At 40.4% G+C, this 20,277-nt stretch carries 20 protein-coding genes; 7 read left to right on the top strand and 13 right to left on the bottom strand.

Annotated features, from left to right (window positions below; genetic code table 11):
- Position 1 precedes the first annotated feature (1 nt).
- From KZZ04_RS04265 to KZZ04_RS04255, 3 genes are all read right to left on the bottom strand, one after another.
- Positions 2 to 739: a molecular chaperone gene (locus KZZ04_RS04265; RefSeq protein WP_138529246.1), complete on the bottom strand. Its 738-nt coding sequence runs from the start codon at positions 737 to 739 to the stop codon at positions 2 to 4.
- Positions 740 to 750: 11 nt separating this feature from the next.
- Positions 751 to 1,260: a spore coat U domain-containing protein gene (locus tag KZZ04_RS04260; RefSeq protein WP_058405513.1), complete on the bottom strand. Its 510-nt coding sequence runs from the start codon at positions 1,258 to 1,260 to the stop codon at positions 751 to 753.
- Between the two features lie 64 nt (positions 1,261 to 1,324).
- A complete protein-coding gene (locus KZZ04_RS04255) occupies positions 1,325 to 1,858 on the bottom strand; it encodes a spore coat U domain-containing protein (protein WP_058405512.1) in 534 nt (177 codons plus the stop codon).
- Between the two features lie 597 nt (positions 1,859 to 2,455).
- On the opposite strand from KZZ04_RS04255, the gene KZZ04_RS04250 reads away from it, so the two are divergent.
- Positions 2,456 to 3,658 (top strand): Nramp family divalent metal transporter, encoded by a 1,203-nt coding sequence (locus KZZ04_RS04250; RefSeq protein ID WP_219421941.1) that lies wholly within the window; start codon positions 2,456 to 2,458, stop codon positions 3,656 to 3,658.
- 69 nt (positions 3,659 to 3,727) lie between these two features.
- Here KZZ04_RS04250 and KZZ04_RS04245 read toward each other — a convergent pair whose 3' ends face one another.
- Complete coding sequence (locus KZZ04_RS04245; RefSeq protein ID WP_058405510.1) at positions 3,728 to 4,180, bottom strand: hypothetical protein; 453 nt, start codon at positions 4,178 to 4,180, stop codon at positions 3,728 to 3,730.
- On the opposite strand from KZZ04_RS04245, the gene KZZ04_RS04240 reads away from it, so the two are divergent.
- Positions 4,165 to 5,346 (top strand): PQQ-dependent sugar dehydrogenase, encoded by a 1,182-nt coding sequence (locus tag KZZ04_RS04240; RefSeq protein ID WP_219421940.1) that lies wholly within the window; start codon positions 4,165 to 4,167, stop codon positions 5,344 to 5,346. The two genes, KZZ04_RS04245 and KZZ04_RS04240, sit on opposite strands and share 16 nt — an antisense overlap.
- A gap of 66 nt (positions 5,347 to 5,412) precedes the next feature.
- Here the strand turns inward: KZZ04_RS04240 and KZZ04_RS04235 are convergent, their stop codons facing one another.
- The 8 genes from KZZ04_RS04235 to lrp all read right to left on the bottom strand — a co-directional run bounded on the left by KZZ04_RS04235 (position 5,413) and on the right by lrp (position 14,464).
- Positions 5,413 to 5,841, bottom strand: coding sequence for an aspartyl protease family protein (locus tag KZZ04_RS04235; protein WP_219421939.1), 429 nt, complete (start codon positions 5,839 to 5,841; stop codon positions 5,413 to 5,415).
- A gap of 727 nt (positions 5,842 to 6,568) precedes the next feature.
- The gene (locus KZZ04_RS04230) at positions 6,569 to 6,940 is read right to left on the bottom strand and encodes a hypothetical protein (protein ID WP_219421937.1); all 372 of its coding nucleotides are present in this window, start codon (positions 6,938 to 6,940) and stop codon (positions 6,569 to 6,571) included.
- Positions 6,941 to 7,671: 731 nt separating this feature from the next.
- Positions 7,672 to 8,976, bottom strand: coding sequence for a serine--tRNA ligase (gene serS, locus KZZ04_RS04225; RefSeq protein WP_219421935.1), 1,305 nt, complete (start codon positions 8,974 to 8,976; stop codon positions 7,672 to 7,674).
- A gap of 9 nt (positions 8,977 to 8,985) precedes the next feature.
- On the bottom strand, positions 8,986 to 9,366 hold the full coding sequence (crcB, locus tag KZZ04_RS04220) for a fluoride efflux transporter CrcB (protein ID WP_058405505.1): 381 nt from the start codon (positions 9,364 to 9,366) through the stop codon (positions 8,986 to 8,988).
- Positions 9,359 to 10,702, bottom strand: coding sequence for a replication-associated recombination protein A (locus tag KZZ04_RS04215; RefSeq protein ID WP_219421933.1), 1,344 nt, complete (start codon positions 10,700 to 10,702; stop codon positions 9,359 to 9,361). The genes crcB and KZZ04_RS04215 overlap by 8 nt, the downstream gene beginning before the upstream one ends.
- Complete coding sequence (lolA, locus tag KZZ04_RS04210; protein WP_219421931.1) at positions 10,695 to 11,321, bottom strand: outer membrane lipoprotein chaperone LolA; 627 nt, start codon at positions 11,319 to 11,321, stop codon at positions 10,695 to 10,697. The genes KZZ04_RS04215 and lolA overlap by 8 nt, the downstream gene beginning before the upstream one ends.
- Positions 11,318 to 13,816, bottom strand: a complete 2,499-nt coding sequence (locus tag KZZ04_RS04205; RefSeq protein WP_219421929.1) for a DNA translocase FtsK — start codon at positions 13,814 to 13,816, stop codon at positions 11,318 to 11,320. The genes lolA and KZZ04_RS04205 overlap by 4 nt, the downstream gene beginning before the upstream one ends.
- Positions 13,817 to 13,984: 168 nt before the next feature.
- Positions 13,985 to 14,464, bottom strand: coding sequence for a leucine-responsive transcriptional regulator Lrp (gene lrp / locus KZZ04_RS04200; RefSeq protein WP_006792871.1), 480 nt, complete (start codon positions 14,462 to 14,464; stop codon positions 13,985 to 13,987).
- Between the two features lie 142 nt (positions 14,465 to 14,606).
- Between lrp and ald the strand changes: the two genes are divergently transcribed.
- The gene (gene ald, locus KZZ04_RS04195; protein ID WP_219421927.1) at positions 14,607 to 15,728 is read left to right on the top strand and encodes an alanine dehydrogenase; all 1,122 of its coding nucleotides are present in this window, start codon (positions 14,607 to 14,609) and stop codon (positions 15,726 to 15,728) included.
- Positions 15,729 to 15,797: 69 nt separating this feature from the next.
- Here the strand turns inward: ald and pssA are convergent, their stop codons facing one another.
- Complete coding sequence (gene pssA, locus KZZ04_RS04190) at positions 15,798 to 17,123, bottom strand: CDP-diacylglycerol--serine O-phosphatidyltransferase (RefSeq protein ID WP_219421925.1); 1,326 nt, start codon at positions 17,121 to 17,123, stop codon at positions 15,798 to 15,800.
- A 289-nt stretch (positions 17,124 to 17,412) separates the two neighbouring features.
- Here pssA and trxB point away from each other — a divergent pair, with 289 nt between their 5' ends.
- The 4 genes from trxB to infA all read left to right on the top strand — a co-directional run bounded on the left by trxB (position 17,413) and on the right by infA (position 20,185).
- Positions 17,413 to 18,363 carry a thioredoxin-disulfide reductase gene (gene trxB, locus KZZ04_RS04185; RefSeq protein ID WP_058405499.1) on the top strand — a complete coding sequence of 317 codons (951 nt, stop codon included), beginning with the start codon at positions 17,413 to 17,415 and terminating at the stop codon, positions 18,361 to 18,363.
- 99 nt (positions 18,364 to 18,462) lie between these two features.
- On the top strand, positions 18,463 to 19,179 hold the full coding sequence (gene aat / locus KZZ04_RS04180) for a leucyl/phenylalanyl-tRNA--protein transferase (RefSeq protein ID WP_219421924.1): 717 nt from the start codon (positions 18,463 to 18,465) through the stop codon (positions 19,177 to 19,179).
- Complete coding sequence (locus KZZ04_RS04175; RefSeq protein WP_219421923.1) at positions 19,172 to 19,876, top strand: arginyltransferase; 705 nt, start codon at positions 19,172 to 19,174, stop codon at positions 19,874 to 19,876. The genes aat and KZZ04_RS04175 overlap by 8 nt, the downstream gene beginning before the upstream one ends.
- A gap of 90 nt (positions 19,877 to 19,966) precedes the next feature.
- Positions 19,967 to 20,185, top strand: a complete 219-nt coding sequence (infA, locus tag KZZ04_RS04170) for a translation initiation factor IF-1 (protein WP_002962494.1) — start codon at positions 19,967 to 19,969, stop codon at positions 20,183 to 20,185.
- Positions 20,186 to 20,277: the final 92 nt, after the last annotated feature.

The raw sequence follows: 20,277 nt of genomic DNA, 5'->3' as shown, positions 1-20,277 counted from the left end.
GCTATTTCCTAAATGCTTCAATCTCCACATCAACACCATTTATTTCTGCAGACAAAATTGAAGTGTTAGCTAGCGCAACCGATGGGATGTCGAAGCTATGTTGACTATTTGCAGGGGTATAACCAAGTAAACCACTGAAAATAAATGTTTCTTTACCATTTTCGTCAGCAAAGCGTAATTTTGAGATTCTGGCATGTCCATTAGTTTGGTTTTTAAAAGTTATTTGATTAGTAAGGCTATTGTGTGAATAACTTAATGCGCGGTTCCATATGCTTTTCAATTGACTAAGGTTGTTAGTGCGAGATACTGATAGATCAGGTCCACCTATAAAGAGCGGTAAAGCGTAGCGTAATTGAAGTAACAGACCCTGATCTGATGCGCTACTGGCATCTGGAATTTCATCTAAAAACACACGGTACAAACGTTCTTTATCTATATTACTCACCGGGCCTGTATTTACTATCCGCACAACTTGTTGCTTTCCTGGAAAAATATTAACAGATGCAGGGCTTACAATAACTTTAGGCTTTGGCTTTGTTTTGTCGTTATCCCAATTGCGTACTCTAATTTGGATCTTCATAGGGGAATTGCTATTATTTTGTAATTTTAACAAGGCAGCTCTCTCGCCTGGAGGAATATCGATGTTGACAGGTGAAATTAATAACTCTCCCGCATGAAGCGTTATAGGTTTAAACAACAAAATTACACCGAGTAAAAAAATTAGGCTAATGCTCTTCATGATGCTTCTCCTTAGAAAATGAGTACAACTTCGATATTATCATTGTAAATTCCCGCTGAAGGGGTAACTGGTTGAGGCGATATTGATGCGAAGATAGGTAACCATTCAAATAAGCCACTTGCATTTCCGCTAACAGCATTTGCATCGTCCCAAATTTGAGACCGCCCAGCGTCTTGATAAAGTTGATAAGGGATTAACTCCCCAGTAGAACTATTCAATAATTTTCTGTTGCTACTGTCTGTAGCATTTAATCCGTTACCTAGCTCGATTCGATAACTTAGATTTGGTGAACAACGAAAGCCAATAGAACCACTACCTTCATTAGATGTAGCTTGTGCACCGTAAGCTAAGCTACTGTATTCGCCAAAACTTATAACTCCAAATGAAGTTGCACCACTGCCATTGTCCAACACACATCCTTGCTCAATTTGAATACTAATCTCGCTAGTATCTTCAGATTGAGCCGCCAGTAAGGTCATTGGTGTGATAGCAAGCAGCACGAGCAGTATGTTTGTAGTCATACTTCTATCCTCACAGTGATGAAATTTTGCGACATATTTCAGAGCTGTGTGGCGCAGTTTTGAATTACCACGCAATAGTCATACGCACGGTATCTAAGTAAGTACCAGCGGCTGGTGTGGTTTGACCTGCTAGTACACGACCATAAATGGTAAGAGGTTGTGAAGTCCCCGTTCCGGATAGCGCTAGTGATTCAGCGCCTTCACCCCAACGTACTGACCGAGCAGCATCTTGATAGAGCTCATAATCTACAAATGCTCCACCAGATTCAACACGACGTTGACCAGTCAAAGGGTTTGAACCATCATCTAGTGACACACTATATGAAAGGTCAGCATTACAGGTCAGCTCTATACTGCCTGCACCTGCAGCCCCTGTTGACTCAGTATCAATAAATAAATCAAGGTTGCTTTGCTCTCCAAAATCTACAGATGCAAATTTATTAATCCCAGCGCCTGTGTCTGCAGCTCCATTTATAGCGCAGCCTTGACCTATGATTAGTGAAACATCAACATCGCCACGAATCTCGTTGGCAAAAGAAGAACTAATGCTGATTGTTGAAGCTGCTAATGTAATGATTGCTAAATTTAATTTTTTCATAATCCACCTCAGTGTTTTTCGTAAGTTTTACTTTAGGTTTATTCTTTAAGAGCAGTATTAGTGCCAACCTGGTTAAAAATCAAACTATTAAATTACAATAAGTTAAAAACATTCTATTTCGGTATTTTTATTTTTTATTCAATTGATTTGCAAAATGCAATTCAACTATTGCATTTTGCGAATTCAACAGTACAAAAATAAACCAACACATTATCTTGTTACGAATGAGAATCTAGCGATACGGAAGTTTGTTAAAATTATGAGTATTTCGAGCGAGATAAAAGATGTTTTTAAGCAAAATTTTTAAATTAAGTATTATGTAAGAATCTAAGTAGGCAGCGCTTACAGATAAATAAGCTTTAATGCATATGTGTTAATTTTTTTGTAAAAACGCACCATCACCTCTTTAAATTTATATATAAGTTGGTATGCTACGCGACCTTTTTTAACATATGGTTATCAAACAAAGGCATAGCCAAGGGGCGGCCAACGCTACAAGGCACTTACTATAAGTGGCAGCAATATTACATGCATCACGTTAAAAACGTTAGGTGTAACTTTAAATAGCAACATGCAATAACACTATTAAGGTAAATTATGCGATTAGGTCCAGGATTACTCGTGACTGCTGCCTTCATTGGGCCAGGTACAATCACCACAGCCAGTGTGGCAGGCGCAAACTTTGGTTTTAAGCTTATTTGGACATTACTATTTTCAGTTATTGCCACTATATTACTGCAATCAATGGCAGCACGCCTTGGCGTTGCAACAGGCCAAGACTTAGCGCAAGCACTGAGAGCTAATATTCAAACACCGTTATTTAAATTGTTAGCCATATTTTTGGTGATCAGTGCCATAGGTGTTGGCAGTGCAGCATACGAAGCGGGTAATTTAAGTGGCGCGAGTATGGGATTAATTGGCATATTTCCATACGTTAATCCACAAATATGGACCCCTCTAATTACTTTTTTAAGTGCTGGTTTACTTTATAGCGGCAAACATAAAGTGGTAGAAAACGCACTTATAGTATTAGTGATTTTAATGAGCTTGGTGTTTATATCGACATTGATCATGGCTTCACCATCACTGGGTGATATATTGTCAGGCTTTACGCCAAGCTTGCCTGAAGGCTCAATAACAACTGTTTTAGCGTTGGTTGGTACAACCATAGTGCCGTACAACCTATTTTTGCACTCTGGTGTTTTAGCAGCTAAGCACGACAGCAAAAGTGACTTACAAAAAGTAATTAAGCAAACCAATGTTGATACTGGCCTTTCAATTACTTTGGGCGGTGTAATCACATTAGCTATTTTATCTACCGCGTCGGTCGCTTTTTATGGAACAAACGCAGGGCAAATTAGTGCAGCAAACATGGCAGTACAACTAGAGCCCTTGCTCGGTGATGCAGCCCATTACTTTTTTGCTATAGGGTTGTTTGCCGCAGGGTTAACTAGCGCAATAACCGCGCCCCTTGCTGGGGCTTATGCCGTATGTGGTATGTTAGGTTGGTCAAATGACATGGCAAGCACTCGGTTTAAAAGCGTTGCTATTATCATCTTATTATTTGGTGCTGCGGTAGCGTCTCTTGGGTTAGACCCTGTCGCGGTTATAATATTTGCCCAAGCAGCTAACGGTTTATTACTGCCTGTTATTACTATTTACTTAGTGTGGTTGGTGAATCAAAAATCAGTGATGGGGCAATTTACAAACTCCATTTTTTTAAATTTGATTACTCTTCCTGTTTTAATACTTATTTTTGGCTTAAGTAGCTACAAACTTATCGGTTTAATTTTTAACTAAATGCTAAAAAATCATATTTAAAAGCCGCTGTTTACTAAAAATAGCGGCTGTTGCTTATTAACAAAACAGTTAATTTTTTTTAGTACTTTTAGCATCTTTTATCAGCTGTGCAAACGTATAGCCTCCAACCGCACCAGCAAGCAACTGTAAGTAAAATCCCCAACCTCTCGCGCCAGCAATTATGGTTATATTCATAATTGATTCAATAGCAATGAGCGCGGTCGCAAAAGCAGCTATACCCGCTATAACAAACAGCCCGGCATAATGACCTTTTAATTTTTTATTAATAAACCAGGTTACAAAAAAAGCAACAATAAGTGCAACAGCAATAATAGCGCCGTACGTAGGAAGTAAACCTAACCAATCGTCGAATGTTAAATTAACACGATCGGCAAACCCCACCACTACACCTACATTAACTAATTGATTGACAACGTATTGGCTATGAAACAAGCTAGCAAGCGTAAACGTAAGTAACCAAGCAACTAAAAATGAAGGGAGTATACGTGTTAAAAACAACATGGTTATCTCAACTTAAACAAAATAATTTTTCTTACAGTAGCAAAGGCTTGCACCTTAAACAATCTATCTCACTTTTTATACTATGCGTGCTCTTTGCGTTTAACGTTAATGCAAACAATGAATTACCTCAAAAACAATATAAAACGCAAACATTAGCTACACAGTTAAACTCACCGTGGAGCATGGTGCAACTACCAAATGGCACGTGGTTAGTAACCGAGCGTGATGGCCATGTAGTGATCATTAAAAACAATCAACAAAGTAAAGTAAAATTACCTCTTGAAGGATTATATGTTGCAGGCCAAGGTGGTTTACTCGACATAGTACTCACGCCTAATTTTGCTGAGTCTAAGGAGCTTATATTTACTTATGCCCAAGGCAGTCTTGAAGCAAACAGGCTCGTTATTGCCAAAGCTAGGTTTGATGGAACACGCTTTTCGGTACCAAAAGTTATTTATAAAGTCGCCACCGATAAGGGTACACCTCAGCATTACTCTGGCCGCGCCCTCTTTCTCCCCGATAGCACTTTACTTTTTTCAAGTGGCGACGGTTTTGACTACCGCGAGCAAGCACAAGTTATAACCAGCCAGTTAGGTAAAGTGCTACGAATTAATTTAAATGGTACTATTCCAACCGATAATCCGTTTATCAAACATGAAAACTCTACCGCGCATGCCATTTATTCACTCGGCCATCGGAACTTACAAGGTTTAGTGTATGATTACGATGCACAGCAAATTGTCAGTCATGAACACGGTCCCGCAGGCGGTGACGAGCTGAACTATTTAACAGCTGGAACTAATTATGGGTGGCCGGTAATTACAAACGGTGACGATTACTCACAAGCACGCATTTCCCCGTTTAGAGACTACCCCGGAATGGCTAAACCAAGCGTAGATTGGACGCCATCAATCGCCCCATCAGGCATGGCGTATTATGGCTCTAAGCATGCAGCCTTCCCTTCACTGCAACGTCACGTACTTATTACTACACTGGTCGATAAAAAGCTCTACAGTGTTAATTTAGTGAATGGTAAATACACCCAGTCACATGTATTTCCAGAAGCAACAGGCAGGCTAAGAGATGTGTTTGTTACAGCTAAAGGTAATGTAGCAATATTAACCGATGGCAAAGAGGCAAAGCTGATGTTGTTTAAAGCAAATTAATGTACAAATAGGGTTAAAGGTGCTTCGCTTTTAGAGGATACTAGCGGCTTAAGAGAGCCGCTTTAATCACTCACAATCAGGTAATGGCTCACTAATTGTAAGTGTATTAGTACCAAAATCTACTATAGCTTGGTACTTTCTAAAAAATGGAGAACCTAATAATCCATGTATTCTATTGCCGCCACCAGCGGCCTGAACATGGTCTAGGTTGAGTGATACAAACTGTGTACTTTCATACAACTGGCCTGCTAGTTCAAATTTCAAAACGTCTATTAAGCCCATTTCATGTTCGGCTGTACCTAACCCTGCGGCATTTTCTTCGCTTAGTTCCTCATTTATCCCAAGCTTTTTAATACATGCCCTATCTAAAACAGATGCACCCGCCGCTGTATCTAAAATTAAATTTACTTTATGCCCGTTTATTTCAGCTTGTATAATTTGATGCCCTGTTTCTGTTACTTCAAATTTTATGCTTGTGGTTTTAACTAATTCCATGAATGTCCCTTATTTAGGTTGATTTACAAACACTCTACTACAGTTGCCTTCTAAAACAACCGCATAAATAGTAAGCAAGTGACTTTTCACTCACATCCCTTTTGTATTTCAAATCTTGCAGTAATTTCTCAAACTAAATATACAAAAACTAATTTTCTTAGAGCCTATTAATTCACAAAGAGAGTTAGAGGCGCTTTGCTTATAGAGAAATCTGGGAAGTCCATATAATGGCTTAAATAAAGGTGCATCTAACTAACTGCGACTTGATGTCTGAAGTCAAGATTTGACCCCCTTAACTCCCGAATTGACCGTCAACTTATAAAAACGGTCAAAAACACTAATGCCTATTGACAGAGTTAAGGCTCATATGTGTTAGGTGTTTTCTTGGTAACAATCAGCACTTCTAGCACATGAAGATTTAATACCTAACTCTTCATGATATTGCGCCATAATATAAAACATGATTAAGAATATGCATGTAGCTATAGCAAATTTGATCAAATGCTTGCTATAGAATGTTTTACGCCAAACACCATCAACAAATTTCGTGAAATGTTTAAATGCAAAGATAAAAGAAATTATTGCAATAATAAAGGGAATCATTCCCAGTAAATTCATACTCGACCTTAAACAGCTAACGCCGCATTAAGCGGACTAAAATTGTTGGTTATAATGTGTAGTGTAGCGAAGCCTAACCAACTGTTTTAGTTCCGTTTTTAATACCTTGTCAGCGCGTACTTTGCTGAATACTTGGCTTTTCCCAACCAAGAATACTTACGCAATAATTTACACCAACAACTAGATATTCCGTTATTTCTGAATTACCACACGACGAAAAACCATTACGCTTACTTTCTAAGTCGAACCAGCCACCAGAAATTATTTCGTGGAGCCACCCTGCTTGTAAGGAACATTCATGCCAAAACTCTAACAAGTCACCTTCATCTAAGACTCGAAAACCTGCAGGCTCTTCGAAAATAATATCAATTTTATCACCGTCAATAGATATTGTAATTGTTAGGAGATCAACATCAAAATTAAGGTTTATAACCTCAATAGTATTTGTTGAATTATCACACTCTAAAATCTTATTTTTCACAAAACCTCTGAGTACCGCTAACGCCCAAATAATGGGCAAATATCAGTTGGTTAAAATAAGCGACGCAGAGCAAAACCAACTGTTATTTGTCCTGATTAATTTGCTTGTTATGTTTTAAATTGCACCTAGGACAAGATTCAAGGTTATATAACTCTTTAATATCCAAGTTCCATGTTGTGCGAGTAAGAAAAGTAAACAGCCAATTACAACCACAATTAGGGCATATAACACCAAACTTACCAATAAAAAATGATAAAACTAAAAATACACAACCAACAATAGAAATAACGAGATTACCGAAAAACGAAAATAAGCCGCCAATACAAAATAAACTTAAGCAAATATTTAGTTTCGTATAGACGCCCGAGCTGCGTATTAGACTCATACTTTCCTTAAAACATAACAACTTTGTATCCGACATTTGTCGCTTTATAAACCGACAAATGTCCAAATATTACAATTAATTTAATGTAACCAGTGAATAAGCACATGTAAACAATTAGTTAGCTCTCACCTAAATTTACTTGATGTAGAAAAACACCCAAATGGTAGAGAACAGTAATATCGGACAAAAGAGTAATGCACTAATAAACAACAAAACTTAAACTTTTCTTTCGCCTTGATCCTTTCTTCTTGAACCTTTCACTTTTTATCCACAAAAAAACCGCTGTTCGTTTAAAACAGCGGCTTTTCTACTTAAAACTTATAGCCAAAAAACTAATAGCTAAACCTTACGCTTTACCAATCACTTCAAGTCCACCCATGTATGGGCGTAATACTTCTGGTACGACTACTGAACCATCTGCTTGTTGGTAGTTTTCTAGTATGGCGACTAGTGTACGGCCAACTGCTAAGCCTGAACCATTTAGTGTATGTAGTAACTCTGGTTTTTTAGCACCTTCACGGCGAAAACGTGCTTGCATACGGCGTGCTTGAAAATCAACCATGTTTGAACAAGACGAAATTTCGCGGTAGGTGTCTTGTGCCGGTAACCATACTTCTAAGTCGTATGTTTTAGCTGCGCCAAAACCCATGTCGCCCATACATAAAATTACTTTACGGTAAGGAAGCTCAAGTGCTTGTAGTATTTGCTCTGCATGGCCTGTTAGCTCTTCAAGCGCTTGCATTGAATCTTCTGGTTTTACAAGTTGTACTAGTTCAACTTTATCAAACTGGTGCTGGCGGATTAAACCGCGTGTATCGCGCCCATAGCTGCCTGCTTCACTTCTAAAACATGGCGTGTGCGCAGTTAAGCGAATGGGTAAATCGCTTTCTTCGTAAATCTCGTCGCGTGCGCTGTTAGTAAGCGGTACTTCTGCTGTAGGGATTAAGCTAAAGCCAGCTTGTTGCTCGCCGTCGTCGTTTACTAGGCCTAATGTATGGAATAAGTCGCCTGCAAACTTAGGTAATTGGCTTGTGCCGTATAGGCTTGCGCTATTTACTAAGTACGGTACATACATTTCTGTGTAACCGTTTTTATCTGTGTGGGTGTCTAGCATGTATTGCGTTAATGCACGGTGCATTCGCGCTACTTGGCCGCGCATTACGGTAAAGCGTGCGCCACTAATTTTAACGCCCATTTCGAAATCTAGGCCGTTTAGGTCTTGCCCTACATCTACGTGATCTTTTACTTCAAAGTCGTACTTTTTAGGCGTGCCCCACGTAAGTATTTCAACGTTGTCGTCTTCATCAGCGCCTTCTGGTACTGATTCGTCCGGCAAGTTTGGAATTGCTAAAGCAATGTCGTTAATGGCGTTGAGTACTTCGTCTTGCGCTTTTTTAGTGGCGTCTAATTCGCTGCCTAAATTTGCCACTGCGTCTAAAAGCGGCTGTGCGTCTTCACCTTTTGCTTTTGCTTGGCCAATGGCTTTAGCACTGGCGTTACGTTGACTTTGAAGCTCTTGCGTTTTTACTTGTAATGTTTTGCGTTGCTCTTCAAGTTCTGTCACTTTTGCAACATCAAGCTCGAAGCCACGCGCTGCTAAGCGTGCTGCAGTTTGCTCGACGTCTTGTCGTAAATATTTAGAATCTAACATGTTAGTTTTTTAACCTTTTTGCATAACCAGCTGAAGGCCCAGCCAAGCCATAAAAATACAGACCATCACATTTAAGATGATATTGAGGGCCATTTTAATAAAGTGACCTTGTTGTAACAACAACAACGAGTCCATTGAGAATGTTGAAAAGGTGGTTAACGCACCTAAAAAGCCAATACCGATAAGGGTTTTAGCGGGGCTTACAGTGATAATTTGTTTCTCTATCAAACCGTACAAAATGCCCATTAACAATGAACCCAGAATATTAACCGCCAAAGTGCCAAAAGGGAATCCCCTACCAAGGAGTTTTAGCATGGTTTCGCTAATAAAAAACCGTAAACAGGCTCCTGAGGCGCCGCCAATGGCGATCATCATATAAAGTTTAATCATTTTCGTATCGTTTAAGTGGGCTTTGCGCGTCGCGCTCTTTTAAGTAATCAAGTTTTTGTTTAATTTTTTGCTCAAGGCCGCGATCGCTCGGTAAGTAATATTCCTTGCCGTCCATTTCTGGCGGTAAGTATTTTTCGCCAGCGGCAAAGGCGCCCTCTTCGTTATGCGCGTAGCGATACTCGGCGCCATAACCTAAGTCTTTCATTAAGTTAGTTGGTGCATTACGTAAATGTTCTGGCACTGGGTAACTTGTCTCGTTTTTGGCATCTGCCTTTGCTTGGTTAAACGCCATATAAACTGCATTACTTTTGGGTGCGCTGGCTAAATATAAAGTGGCCTGTGCAATCGCGCGTTCGCCCTCACTTGGGCCAACACGTTGAAATATATCCCATGCGTTTAACGCCACTTCCATTGCGCGGGGGTCGGCATTACCTATGTCTTCTGTTGCAATGGCAAGTAAACGTCTTGCTACATAAAGTGGGTCGCCACCGCCAGCTAAAATACGGCAGTACCAATAAAGCGCACCATCGGGGGAGCTTCCGCGTACTGATTTATGAAAAGCCGATATTAAATCGTAAAATTCATCGCCACCTTTATCGTATTTTGCTAAATGAGTTGGCAGTACTTGGCTTAATACGTGCTCATCTACGTTGTATGTGCCGTTTTGCTCCGTGGTTAAATCAACCGCTTGCTCAAGCAGGTTTAACACTTTGCGGGCATCACCGCCGCTTGCTTGGCACAGTGCCTGTTTGGCGTTAGTAGCAATAACTATGTTTTTTTGGTTTAGTTGCTCATCTTGCTTAAGTGCACGCTCTATCACGGTGTATAGGTCGGTATCGGCTAGCGACTTTAAAACATACACGCGTGCGCGCGATAAAATAGCGTTATTAAGTGCAAATGAAGGGTTTTCGGTTGTTGCGCCAACAAATATAAAGGTGCCATCTTCTATGTGAGGTAAAAATGCATCTTGCTGTGATTTATTAAAACGGTGTACTTCGTCAACAAACATTAGCGTGCGTTGCCCACGGCTTTGTAGGTTATCTTGGGCTTGCGTTACGCTGTCGCGAATATCTTTTACGCCTGCGGTCACAGCCGACATTTGTATAAGCTCGGCATCGGCATGGTTTGCAATAATTTGCGCAAGGGTTGTTTTACCCACCCCAGGCGGCCCCCACAAAATTAAGCTGTGGCAACGCCCTGCAATAATGGCTTGGTGCAGGGGTTTATCGTCACTAAGTAAATGCTGTTGACCTATGTATTCGTCAAGCGTTGTTGGGCGCATACGCGCCGCAAGTGGGCGTACATCGGGCCCAAAGTTAAAGCCTAAATTACTCACCGTGGCTCTGATCGTCTATTTCAACACCCTCTGGCGGGGTAAATTCAAACATTGCAGCATCAAGCTCGGTGTTTACTTTAGCATCATTAAAAGTAAACGAAGAATGTTGCCCCGAATTGTCGGTAACGACTAATTGTGCAAGGCCTGCTTGGTTGTCTACAAACGTGATATCAAGCTGCTCTACTTGGCTCTCTATGCCTTTATTTGGCGTTACACTAAAGCCAAATTTAGTGGCTTGTACGCTGTACTTTTTCCATTGAGCAGGGTCTTTTGATGTAAGTAATACAAACGGCGTTGAGTCAATTAAGCTGTGAGTATCCATTATGGTTACTTGTTCAGCAAAGCTATCGAAGTAATAGGTTTTATCACCATTGGATACAAACAATGTGTCGTCTGGGTTTGTTTGCTCCCAACGTATCATCATAGGTTGCTTAAGGGCGATAGTGCCCTCGCCTTGCATTACAGCTTGGCCTTCTTTGTCTGTTACTTTTTGTGCAAACTGGGCTTTAAAGCTTTTAAGTGTTGCCAGTTTGTCTTGCAATGCTTGGCTATCATCTGCAAAACTCGGTGCGGCAATTAAGCCGCTTAATACTAATAATAAACTGTTTAATTTTTTCATTGGTTTGCTCCATTAGGTACTAATACATCGCGAGCACCATTATGACCTGGTGAACTTACGATACCTGATGTTTCCATTTGTTCTACTAAACGGGCTGCACGGTTATAGCCAACACGCAATTTACGTTGTACTGATGAAACCGATACCTTGCCTGTCTCAATTACAAACGCGACCGCTTCGTCGTAAAGAGGGTCTGACTCTTCATCTGCACTTTCGCTTGCTTCACCGGGTAATAAAATATCTTCCGTGGCGTCACCATTAAGTATTTCGTCTATGTAATTAGGTTTAGCACGTGCTTTCCAATCATTAACGACTGCATGTACTTCGTGGTCATCTACAAATGCGCCATGCACACGCTCTGGTACACTAGTGCCAGGAGGTAAATAAAGCATGTCACCCATACCAAGAAGGTTTTCGGCGCCTTGCTGGTCAAGTATGGTGCGCGAGTCTATTTTACTTGATACCTGAAACGCCATACGTGTTGGTATATTAGCTTTTATTAAGCCGGTAATTACATCAACCGATGGTCGCTGTGTTGCAAGGACCAAGTGAATACCTGCTGCACGTGCTTTTTGTGCAATACGCGCAATAAGTTCTTCTACTTTTTTACCTACAATCATCATCATGTCGGCAAATTCATCAATTACAACAACAATGCTTGGTAGTTTATCTAGCTCGTCGGGGCCGTCTTTCATGCCGTCTGTGTCTTTAAAAAGTGGGTCCATAATGGGGTAGCCCGCTTCTTTGGCATCAAGTACTTTTTGATTGTAGCCTTTTAAATTACGCACACCTAATGCCGACATCAGCTTGTAACGGCGCTCCATTTCACCTACACACCAACGCAGCGCGTTAGCCGCTTCTTTCATGTCGGTAACAACTTCACACAATAAATGCGGTATACCCTCGTAAACCGAAAGCTCAAGCATTTTAGGGTCAATCATGATCATACGTACATCATCTGGGCCCGATTTGTACAGTAAGCTTAATATCATTACATTAACGCCCACTGACTTACCCGACCCCGTTGTACCAGCGACTAATAAATGCGGCATTTTACCAAGATCAGCACACACTGGCTGGCCTGCAATATCTTTACCTAACACCATGGTAAGCGGCGATGGGTTTTGCTCAAACTTAGGCGCATTTATTACTTCCGACAAACGCACTATTTCACGGTGTTTGTTAGGTAGCTCTATGCCTATGTATGTTTTACCCGGAATAACTTCAACTACACGTACACTAATAGCAGAAAGCGAGCGAGCTAAATCTTTTGATAAACCGGTAATTTTAGACACCTTAATACCCGGTGCTAAATCAAGCTCAAATCGTGTTACAACAGGGCCTGGATATACACCAACGACAGTGGCTTGTACGTTAAAGTCGAGTAATTTTGTCTCTACAAGGCGAGATACAACATCGAGCTCTTCTTGCGAAATTGGGTTTTTAGCTTTATCGGGCCTGTCGAGTAAATCAAGCGACGGCAATGGGCCTGGTGGCGGCTCTTGATCAAGCAGTTGTTCAAATTTCTCTTTTGCTGTTGGCGGTGGCTGATACGCAGGCTTTGCTTTAGGCATAGGTCTAGCTGGCGATACCACCGTTGTAACTGGCTTTTCAGGTTCCACAACTTGGCTTTGATCAAGCGCGTTTAAAGCCGCTGCCGTATCCATTGGTTCATCGTCTATGGCACTAAAGCCAATTTCTTGATCGAGTATATCGTCAAGCTCATCAAATGGGCTGTAGTCGTCACTAATTTGTGGTTCTGTAAAAGGTGTTTGTGGTTTATTAATGGCTTTTTGAGGCGAATCGTTTTTCGCCTCTACTGGCGCTTCAAGCTGCTCTGTGAGGTCGTCGTTAAACTGGGCATCTACATTGTCATTACTTGTATTTGCAGCAATGCGTTCTCTGTTTATCCAACCTTTAATGTACGAGGTAATAAAGCGATACAACCTAACCATTAAATCGCCTAGGTAATCTACAAAATCAACCCACGACACACCCGTTAAAAGGGTTAATCCTGCAAAAAAGAAACACAATAGCAAAATTGATGTGCCGGTAAAATTAAACGCCGGCATCATGGCTGTTGCAATGACATCCCCCACTACCCCGCCTGATGAAAAATTATAAATGTCGTCAAAGTTAATGCTACTGATTGCCGTAGCAGACGTTACAAACAGGGCTAGGCCAATAACACGAAGGGCTAATGTTGTGTAATCAAGCTGTAAAATACGGTGGGGTTGCTTAAATAATAAATAACCAAATAATTGAATTGCCGCCGGAACTAAATAAGCAAGCCACCCAAAAGTAAGTAAAAGTATATCGGCAACCCATGCACCGGCTGTGCCTGTAATATTTTTTACATTTCTAAATTCGCCGGTTTGCGACCACGACGGGTCAGCCGGATCAAAACTGATTAAGGCACATAAAATAAATATTGCAGCAAAGGTACTGATTATCAGACCTGTTTCTAATAGTCTTTGCACACCGTTCAGGCGCATAGCTTCCTATCCCTCTTATTATTCTATTTATTACACTTCAACAGCAGTCAAATACCTTAGCAGGAAATGCAATTTGATGCACTTTATCTTAGTTTGTATGGCCTGATTATGAACAAGTTTTTATAAATTAGCCGTAATAAAATAATTATTTACAATGCCATTATTAATTTAAGCAATATAAGGGCGAATTATAACGCCGTCTTCCCCTTTTACTTCTTCCATCACTACATAAGTTCTGCTTTCACTTACGTTAGGTAATTTAAGCAATATATCACCCAGTACTCCCCGGTATTCCGACATGTCGTTAACACGCGTTTTAAGTAAAAAATCAAAATTACCCGACACTAAATGACATTCTATTATTTCTTCGTGCTTTTTAACGGCTGCACTAAACTCGTCAAATACGTCTGGCGAGGTTTTTGTTATGGTGACCTCTACATACACCGATAACCCCTGCCCTAGCTTAGCCGGATCGACCACCGCTTTGTATCCGAGTATGTAACCTTCTCGCTCAAGCTTTTTTACGCGCTCTAGGCAGGGCGTGGCACTCAGACCAACTCGTCGGGCCAGTTCAACATTTGAGAGGCGCCCATCGTGTTGTAATTCCATCAAAATTTTGCGGTCTATTCTGTCTAACAACTGATGCATAAGCCCTACTAGTTTTTTACTCTGTAATTTTTATAATTTTAGATAATAACACTAGCTTAGCAGTAAAAAAAGGTGAGACACACTGGCTTGTCATGAATATAATAGTGAAAAATTTCAATCCGTTCTTAATAAGGCAAATGTTATGATTATTGGTGTACCTAAAGAAATCAAAAACCATGAATACCGCGTAGGTATGGTTCCTGCTAGTGTTCGTGAATTAGTTAATCACGGCCACCAAGTGATTGTAGAAACGAATGCAGGTATGGGCATTGGTTTTACAGATGAAGATTACACCCAAGCAGGTGCAGACATTTTAGCAACTGCAGCTGACGTTTTTGCAAACGCAGAGATGATTGTAAAAGTAAAAGAACCACAAGCAGTTGAACGTGAAATGCTTCGTGAAGACCAAATTCTTTTTACTTACCTTCACCTTGCACCTGATCTTCCACAAACTGAAGACCTTGTTAAGAGCAAAGCAATTTGTATTGCTTATGAAACAGTGACTGACTCTCGCGGTGGTTTACCACTTCTAGCACCTATGAGCGAAGTAGCTGGCCGTATGTCTATTCAAGCCGGCGCACAAGCACTTGAAAAATCTAACCACGGTCGTGGTATGTTGCTAGGTGGAGTACCAGGTGTTGAGCCAGCCAAAGTTGTTGTTATTGGTGGTGGTATGGTAGGCCGTAGCGCTGCGCAAATGGCAGTTGGCTTAGGTGCAGATGTTGTTGTGCTTGACCGTAACATTGATGTACTTCGCGCACTAGACGCACAATTTGGCAATAAAGTAAAAGCAATTTACTCAACTGCTGACGCACTAGAAAAACACGTACTTGAAGCCGATTTAGTTATTGGTGGTGTATTAATCCCTGGTGCTGCGGCTCCTAAGCTAGTAACAGCCGATCACATTAAAGCAATGAAGCCAGGCTCTGCCATTGTGGATGTTGCTATTGACCAAGGCGGTTGTATTGCAACGTCTAAAGCAACTACGCACGCTGATCCAACGTTTATTGTTGACGACGTTGTTCACTACTGTGTTGCGAATATGCCGGGTGCTGTTCCACGTACATCTACATTTGCACTTAACAATGCAACATTGCCGTTTATTATTAACCTTGCAAACAAAGGTTACAAAAAGGCATTGTTAGACGACGCTAACTTCTTAAAAGGCTTAAATGTAATTAAAGGCCAAGTAACGTACAAAGAAGTTGCTGAAGCATTTAACATGGATTACGTTGACCCACGCACAGCAGTAGAAAACGCTTAATTTAGCGTTTGTACTTATAAAAAAAAGCAGCTATGGAGCTGCTTTTTTTATGTCTAATTTAAACTAAATTTAAATAAACCGTTTAATAATAAAATCTACTTTTACCCGTTTTGCTTGGCCAAGTAACTTTTTAACTGGCTGAGGGTAATCTTCCATGGTTTCTAAATCATCTGGACCAGTTAAACGGCGGCAATGCTTAAGAATTTCATGCTTTTCGTTATCAATCGCTTGCATAATAGTTTGCTCGGGATCTTCAATTAATATCCCATTTTCTATGTCTAAACCCCATGCACGTGGATTTAAATTATGCCCACTTAATAAATGCTTTGATCTATCTGCACATATTCCTTTTAAATGAAAAGAATTATTGTCGTGCTTCCAAAGGTATACGTTCAAGTTTCCGTTATCTATATGGCGTTTTTGCGTTTTAACGAATTTATGCAAAATAGTTTCGTATAAATAAGGCAACGCACCAATTTTACTAAACGGCTCACTAGGTGGCATATAAAAATCATTAGCGGTTTTATCACCCACAACAATTGTAATATGTTTGCCTTGCTTTAAAAGCCTGCGTAATGAGCGCATAAGCGGCGCCGGGAAGTTAAAGTATGGCGTGTAAAGTACTAATTCGCGCTCTGTTGTATCAAAAAGCGCCTTGATCATACGATTAAGTTCGTTATGCCGGCGCCCAAGCCCTAAAAACAAACGAATATTTAACGCATTATTACTTGCTTGCTCAGCCGACTTGTAACTTGCTGCTTTTAAATCGCGCATTAATTGCTTTTGCTCAAGTTTAAAGTCAATTAAACGCTTGAGCGGACGCATATCGATACGAGGCACGGCCACTGAACTCAACAGCTTTGATTCGATAAAGTCTATTACAGAATCACACAAATCTTTTTGCGTAATTAAAAAGTAACGGTCAAGCCTGTAGCGGTCGCTATGCTGTAAATACACATTATTTAAGCTAGCACCGCTGTAAAGTAAGGTATCGTCTATAACAAAGCCTTTTAGATGCAAGACGCCAAATAGCTCTTTCGCTTTTACAGGTACACCAAATACTTGTACATTTGATTTAAATTTTTCTAGATAGTCACAGTATAAACTTGCGTTCCCGTCTGATTTCTCAGCACCAATGAGTCCACGCTGGGCACGATGAAAATCGACCAGTACTTTTACTTCAAGTCCAGGGTTAGCTAAAGATGCATTGTGTAATGCCTCTAAAACTTCACGGCCTGCTTCATCATCTTGCAAATAAAGCGCGGTAATATAAATACGCGTTTTTGCATTAGCGATTAAATTAAGTAATTGTGTGCGGTAATCTTGCGCATTGGTTAAGACGTTAACGTCTTTTGAAGTCAACCCAAATGCGGGTTTTTCCTGCCAAAATAACATAGTTGCCTATTCATTTAGGTCACATAATCTATCAGTGACAAATCAAAATTAGGTAAAACATAACAAAAAAAATCAAAGTGGTCATGAATTAACGACGTTTTGTTGCTTGTTAGTCTATTTATTGAGCTAGTTTACCTTGTAAGGCGTAAAAGTGTGATTGTTTAGTACATAAAAATGAACAGCTTTTCGATTTACTAAAAAAAATAATCTCAGATTTTGTTTACTTCTGCCTTGTTTTTCTTAGAATCGAGCGCATTAATGACCGTATAGAATCGTTTAGGAAAATATCATGACTGAAGCAAAACATAGCAAGCTACTAATTTTAGGCTCTGGCCCAGCTGGTTACACGGCAGCAGTATATGCAGCCCGTGCAAATTTAAACCCTGTTTTAATTACAGGTATGCAACAAGGTGGTCAATTAACCACAACAACTGAAGTTGAAAACTGGCCGGGTGATGCACACGGTTTAACAGGCCCTGCATTAATGGATCGTATGAAAGAGCATGCTGAACGCTTTGAAACCGAAATTGTGTTTGACCACATTAATAAGGTTGATGTTTCTAAACGCCCTTTCACACTAACTGGCGACCAAGGTACATACACATGTGATGCGCTGATCATTGCCACTGGCGCATCTGCTAAATACTTAGGATTAGAGTCTGAAACAAACTTTCAAGGTCGCGGTGTGTCGGCATGTGCAACGTGTGATGGTTTTTTCTATAAAGGTCAAAAAGTAGCGGTTGTGGGCGGTGGTAATACTGCAGTTGAAGAGGCACTTTACTTATCTAACATTGCTGACGAAGTACATGTAATTCACCGTCGCGATAGCTTCCGTAGTGAAAAAATTCTTGCTGACCGCCTTACAGAAAAAGCTGCAAACGGTAACGTTGTAATGCACTACAACCGTACGCTTGACGAAGTTTTGGGCGACCAAATGGGCGTAACAGGCATTCGTATTAAAGATGTTGCATCTGATGCTACTGAAGATCTAGACCTAGCAGGTGTGTTTATTGCAATTGGCCACAAACCAAACACAGATATGTTTGAAGGCCAGCTAGAGATGAAAGACGGCTACCTAGTTGTTGAGTCAGGTCTTAACGGCAACGCAACGCAAACAAGCGTACCAGGTGTTTTTGCTGCAGGTGATGTGTCTGATCATATTTACCGCCAAGCAATTACATCAGCGGGTACAGGCTGTATGGCTGCCCTTGATGCAGAGCGCTTTTTAGACAATCTATAACGTTTATTTTTTCACAAAAGGGGCTGAGCAATCAGCCCCTTTTTTTACATCTAAAATATAGTTACACTTTTAAAACAAACAATAAAAAGTACATTCCTTATGAAAAACCAGCTATACCAATTAAGTGATACCGATATAGCATTTCCTAATCCAGAGTACGCATTAGTATCTCCCGACGGCTTACTTGCTGTTGGTGGTGACTTAAGCCTACCTCGCCTATGTAATGCTTATCGCAACGGTATATTCCCTTGGTTTAGCGATAACGAACCTATTATGTGGTGGTCACCAAGTGAGCGTGGCATTGTAGAGTTAAGCGATTTTCATGTTAGTAAAAGCCTGCGCAAGCACCTAAAAAAATACCCCGTCACAGTGACCATCAATAACGCCTTTGTTGAAGTTATTGAAGCGTGCCGCGATCAACGCATTGATACCGACGGTACTTGGATCACCTCTGATATGCTCAGCGCGTATACCAATGCTCACAACGCAGGAATAGCACACAGTTTAGAAGTATGGCGCAACGGAGAGCTTGCAGGTGGCTTATATGGGATAATGCAAAATGGTGTATTTTGTGGTGAATCGATGTTTCATCATCAAACTAATTGCTCTAAATTAGCCATGTGGGCGCTGGTTAATTGGTTAAAAAAACATAATGCACATTTTATTGATTGCCAACTCGAAAACCCATATTTAATGAGTTTGGGTGCAAAAGTGATATCTCGTTCTGATTTTTTAGCTAAACTTAACACTGCACTTACCTATAAAGTTAACCCTTCAATGTGGAAGCCACAAAAACTGGATGCAATCTATGAATGAAAACCTGACAGCCCGGGTGGGTTTAAGCCAAGAATTTGCGTGTAGTTATTTGCCAAATAGGCGTGAGCAGCTATTAGTAATACTCGATCCTACTTATTACAGTGCAAGCAAGTTTGAGTCATTATTAGCTTTGGGCTTTAGACGCAGTGGCAACCAAATTTATCGCCCTCATTGCCCCGTTTGCAGTGCCTGCAACTCTGTACGTGTTTTAGCTCAAGAATTTATCCCTTCAAAATCACAAAAACGTAAACTAAACAAAGCAAAAACCCACTTTACTGTTACTTATTCTAGTAGTGAGCGTGCAGACTATTATCCGCTATACAGTAAATACATTACCCTACGTCACCAAGATGGTAGTATGTATCCGCCTCAACCTGAACAATTTCAGAGCTTTTTGTTGTGTAGTTGGCTTGATATAACGTTTATTGAACTTTGGCATCAAGGCACTTTAGTCGCTGTTGCCGTAACTGATTGTATGGACAACGCTATTTCTGCTATTTATACCTTTTTTGATCCTGACTTTGAGCATTACAGCTTGGGGTCAATTATGATATTAGAACAAATAAAATTTGCCAAAGCACAAAATAAACAATTTGTGTATTTAGGCTACCAAATTGATGAGTGCGACAAAATGAAGTACAAAACGCAGTTTTTACCGGCACAAAAACAGCTTAATGATGAGTGGGTGGCTATTTAATTTGCAAATATAGCCCCTGCGCCTTTACTTATTGGTGTATTTTGGGCAAAATCTGCAGCGTTTAACTATTAAAGAGGTGTTACGCTAAACATGGCGAAAGAAGACGTAATCGAAATGCAAGGGACTGTCCTTGATACTTTACCAAATACAATGTTCCGAGTTGAGCTAGAAAATGGTCACGTAGTTGTGGCTCATATTTCAGGTAAAATGCGCAAAAACTATATCCGTATTTTAACCGGCGATAAAGTAACGGTAGAAATGACTCCTTACGATTTATCGAAAGGTCGTATCGTATTCCGTGCTCGCTAAGTAAGTGCGTAAACGAGATTTAGTTTTTGGCTAGTGTATAACTAGCTTAAAGCGTTTATTAAATGTAATTGATGGACTTTGACTAGCAATTA

The sequence above is a fragment of the Pseudoalteromonas sp. CR1 genome (assembly GCF_019392235.1).
Classification (GTDB): Bacteria; Pseudomonadota; Gammaproteobacteria; order Enterobacterales; family Alteromonadaceae; genus Pseudoalteromonas.
This window is presented reverse-complemented; position numbering and strand designations above follow the sequence as displayed.

Excerpts from the sequence above, each read along its gene's own strand:
- KZZ04_RS04245 (WP_058405510.1), bottom strand. The coding sequence starts at position 4,180 with ATGTTGTTTTTAACACGTATACTCCCTTCATTTTTAGTTGCTTGGTTA.
- serS (WP_219421935.1), bottom strand. The coding sequence starts at position 8,976 with ATGTTAGATTCTAAATATTTACGACAAGACGTCGAGCAAACTGCAGCA.
- KZZ04_RS04255 (WP_058405512.1), bottom strand. The coding sequence starts at position 1,858 with ATGAAAAAATTAAATTTAGCAATCATTACATTAGCAGCTTCAACAATC.
- KZZ04_RS04235 (WP_219421939.1), bottom strand. The coding sequence starts at position 5,841 with ATGGAATTAGTTAAAACCACAAGCATAAAATTTGAAGTAACAGAAACA.
- trxB (WP_058405499.1), top strand. The coding sequence starts at position 17,413 with ATGACTGAAGCAAAACATAGCAAGCTACTAATTTTAGGCTCTGGCCCA.
- lrp (WP_006792871.1), bottom strand. The coding sequence starts at position 14,464 with ATGCATCAGTTGTTAGACAGAATAGACCGCAAAATTTTGATGGAATTA.
- crcB (WP_058405505.1), bottom strand. The coding sequence starts at position 9,366 with ATGATTAAACTTTATATGATGATCGCCATTGGCGGCGCCTCAGGAGCC.
- lolA (WP_219421931.1), bottom strand. The coding sequence starts at position 11,321 with ATGAAAAAATTAAACAGTTTATTATTAGTATTAAGCGGCTTAATTGCC.
- KZZ04_RS04260 (WP_058405513.1), bottom strand. The coding sequence starts at position 1,260 with ATGACTACAAACATACTGCTCGTGCTGCTTGCTATCACACCAATGACC.
- infA (WP_002962494.1), top strand. The coding sequence starts at position 19,967 with ATGGCGAAAGAAGACGTAATCGAAATGCAAGGGACTGTCCTTGATACT.
- KZZ04_RS04250 (WP_219421941.1), top strand. The coding sequence starts at position 2,456 with ATGCGATTAGGTCCAGGATTACTCGTGACTGCTGCCTTCATTGGGCCA.
- aat (WP_219421924.1), top strand. The coding sequence starts at position 18,463 with ATGAAAAACCAGCTATACCAATTAAGTGATACCGATATAGCATTTCCT.
- pssA (WP_219421925.1), bottom strand. The coding sequence starts at position 17,123 with ATGTTATTTTGGCAGGAAAAACCCGCATTTGGGTTGACTTCAAAAGAC.
- ald (WP_219421927.1), top strand. The coding sequence starts at position 14,607 with ATGATTATTGGTGTACCTAAAGAAATCAAAAACCATGAATACCGCGTA.
- KZZ04_RS04265 (WP_138529246.1), bottom strand. The coding sequence starts at position 739 with ATGAAGAGCATTAGCCTAATTTTTTTACTCGGTGTAATTTTGTTGTTT.
- KZZ04_RS04205 (WP_219421929.1), bottom strand. The coding sequence starts at position 13,816 with ATGCGCCTGAACGGTGTGCAAAGACTATTAGAAACAGGTCTGATAATC.
- KZZ04_RS04175 (WP_219421923.1), top strand. The coding sequence starts at position 19,172 with ATGAATGAAAACCTGACAGCCCGGGTGGGTTTAAGCCAAGAATTTGCG.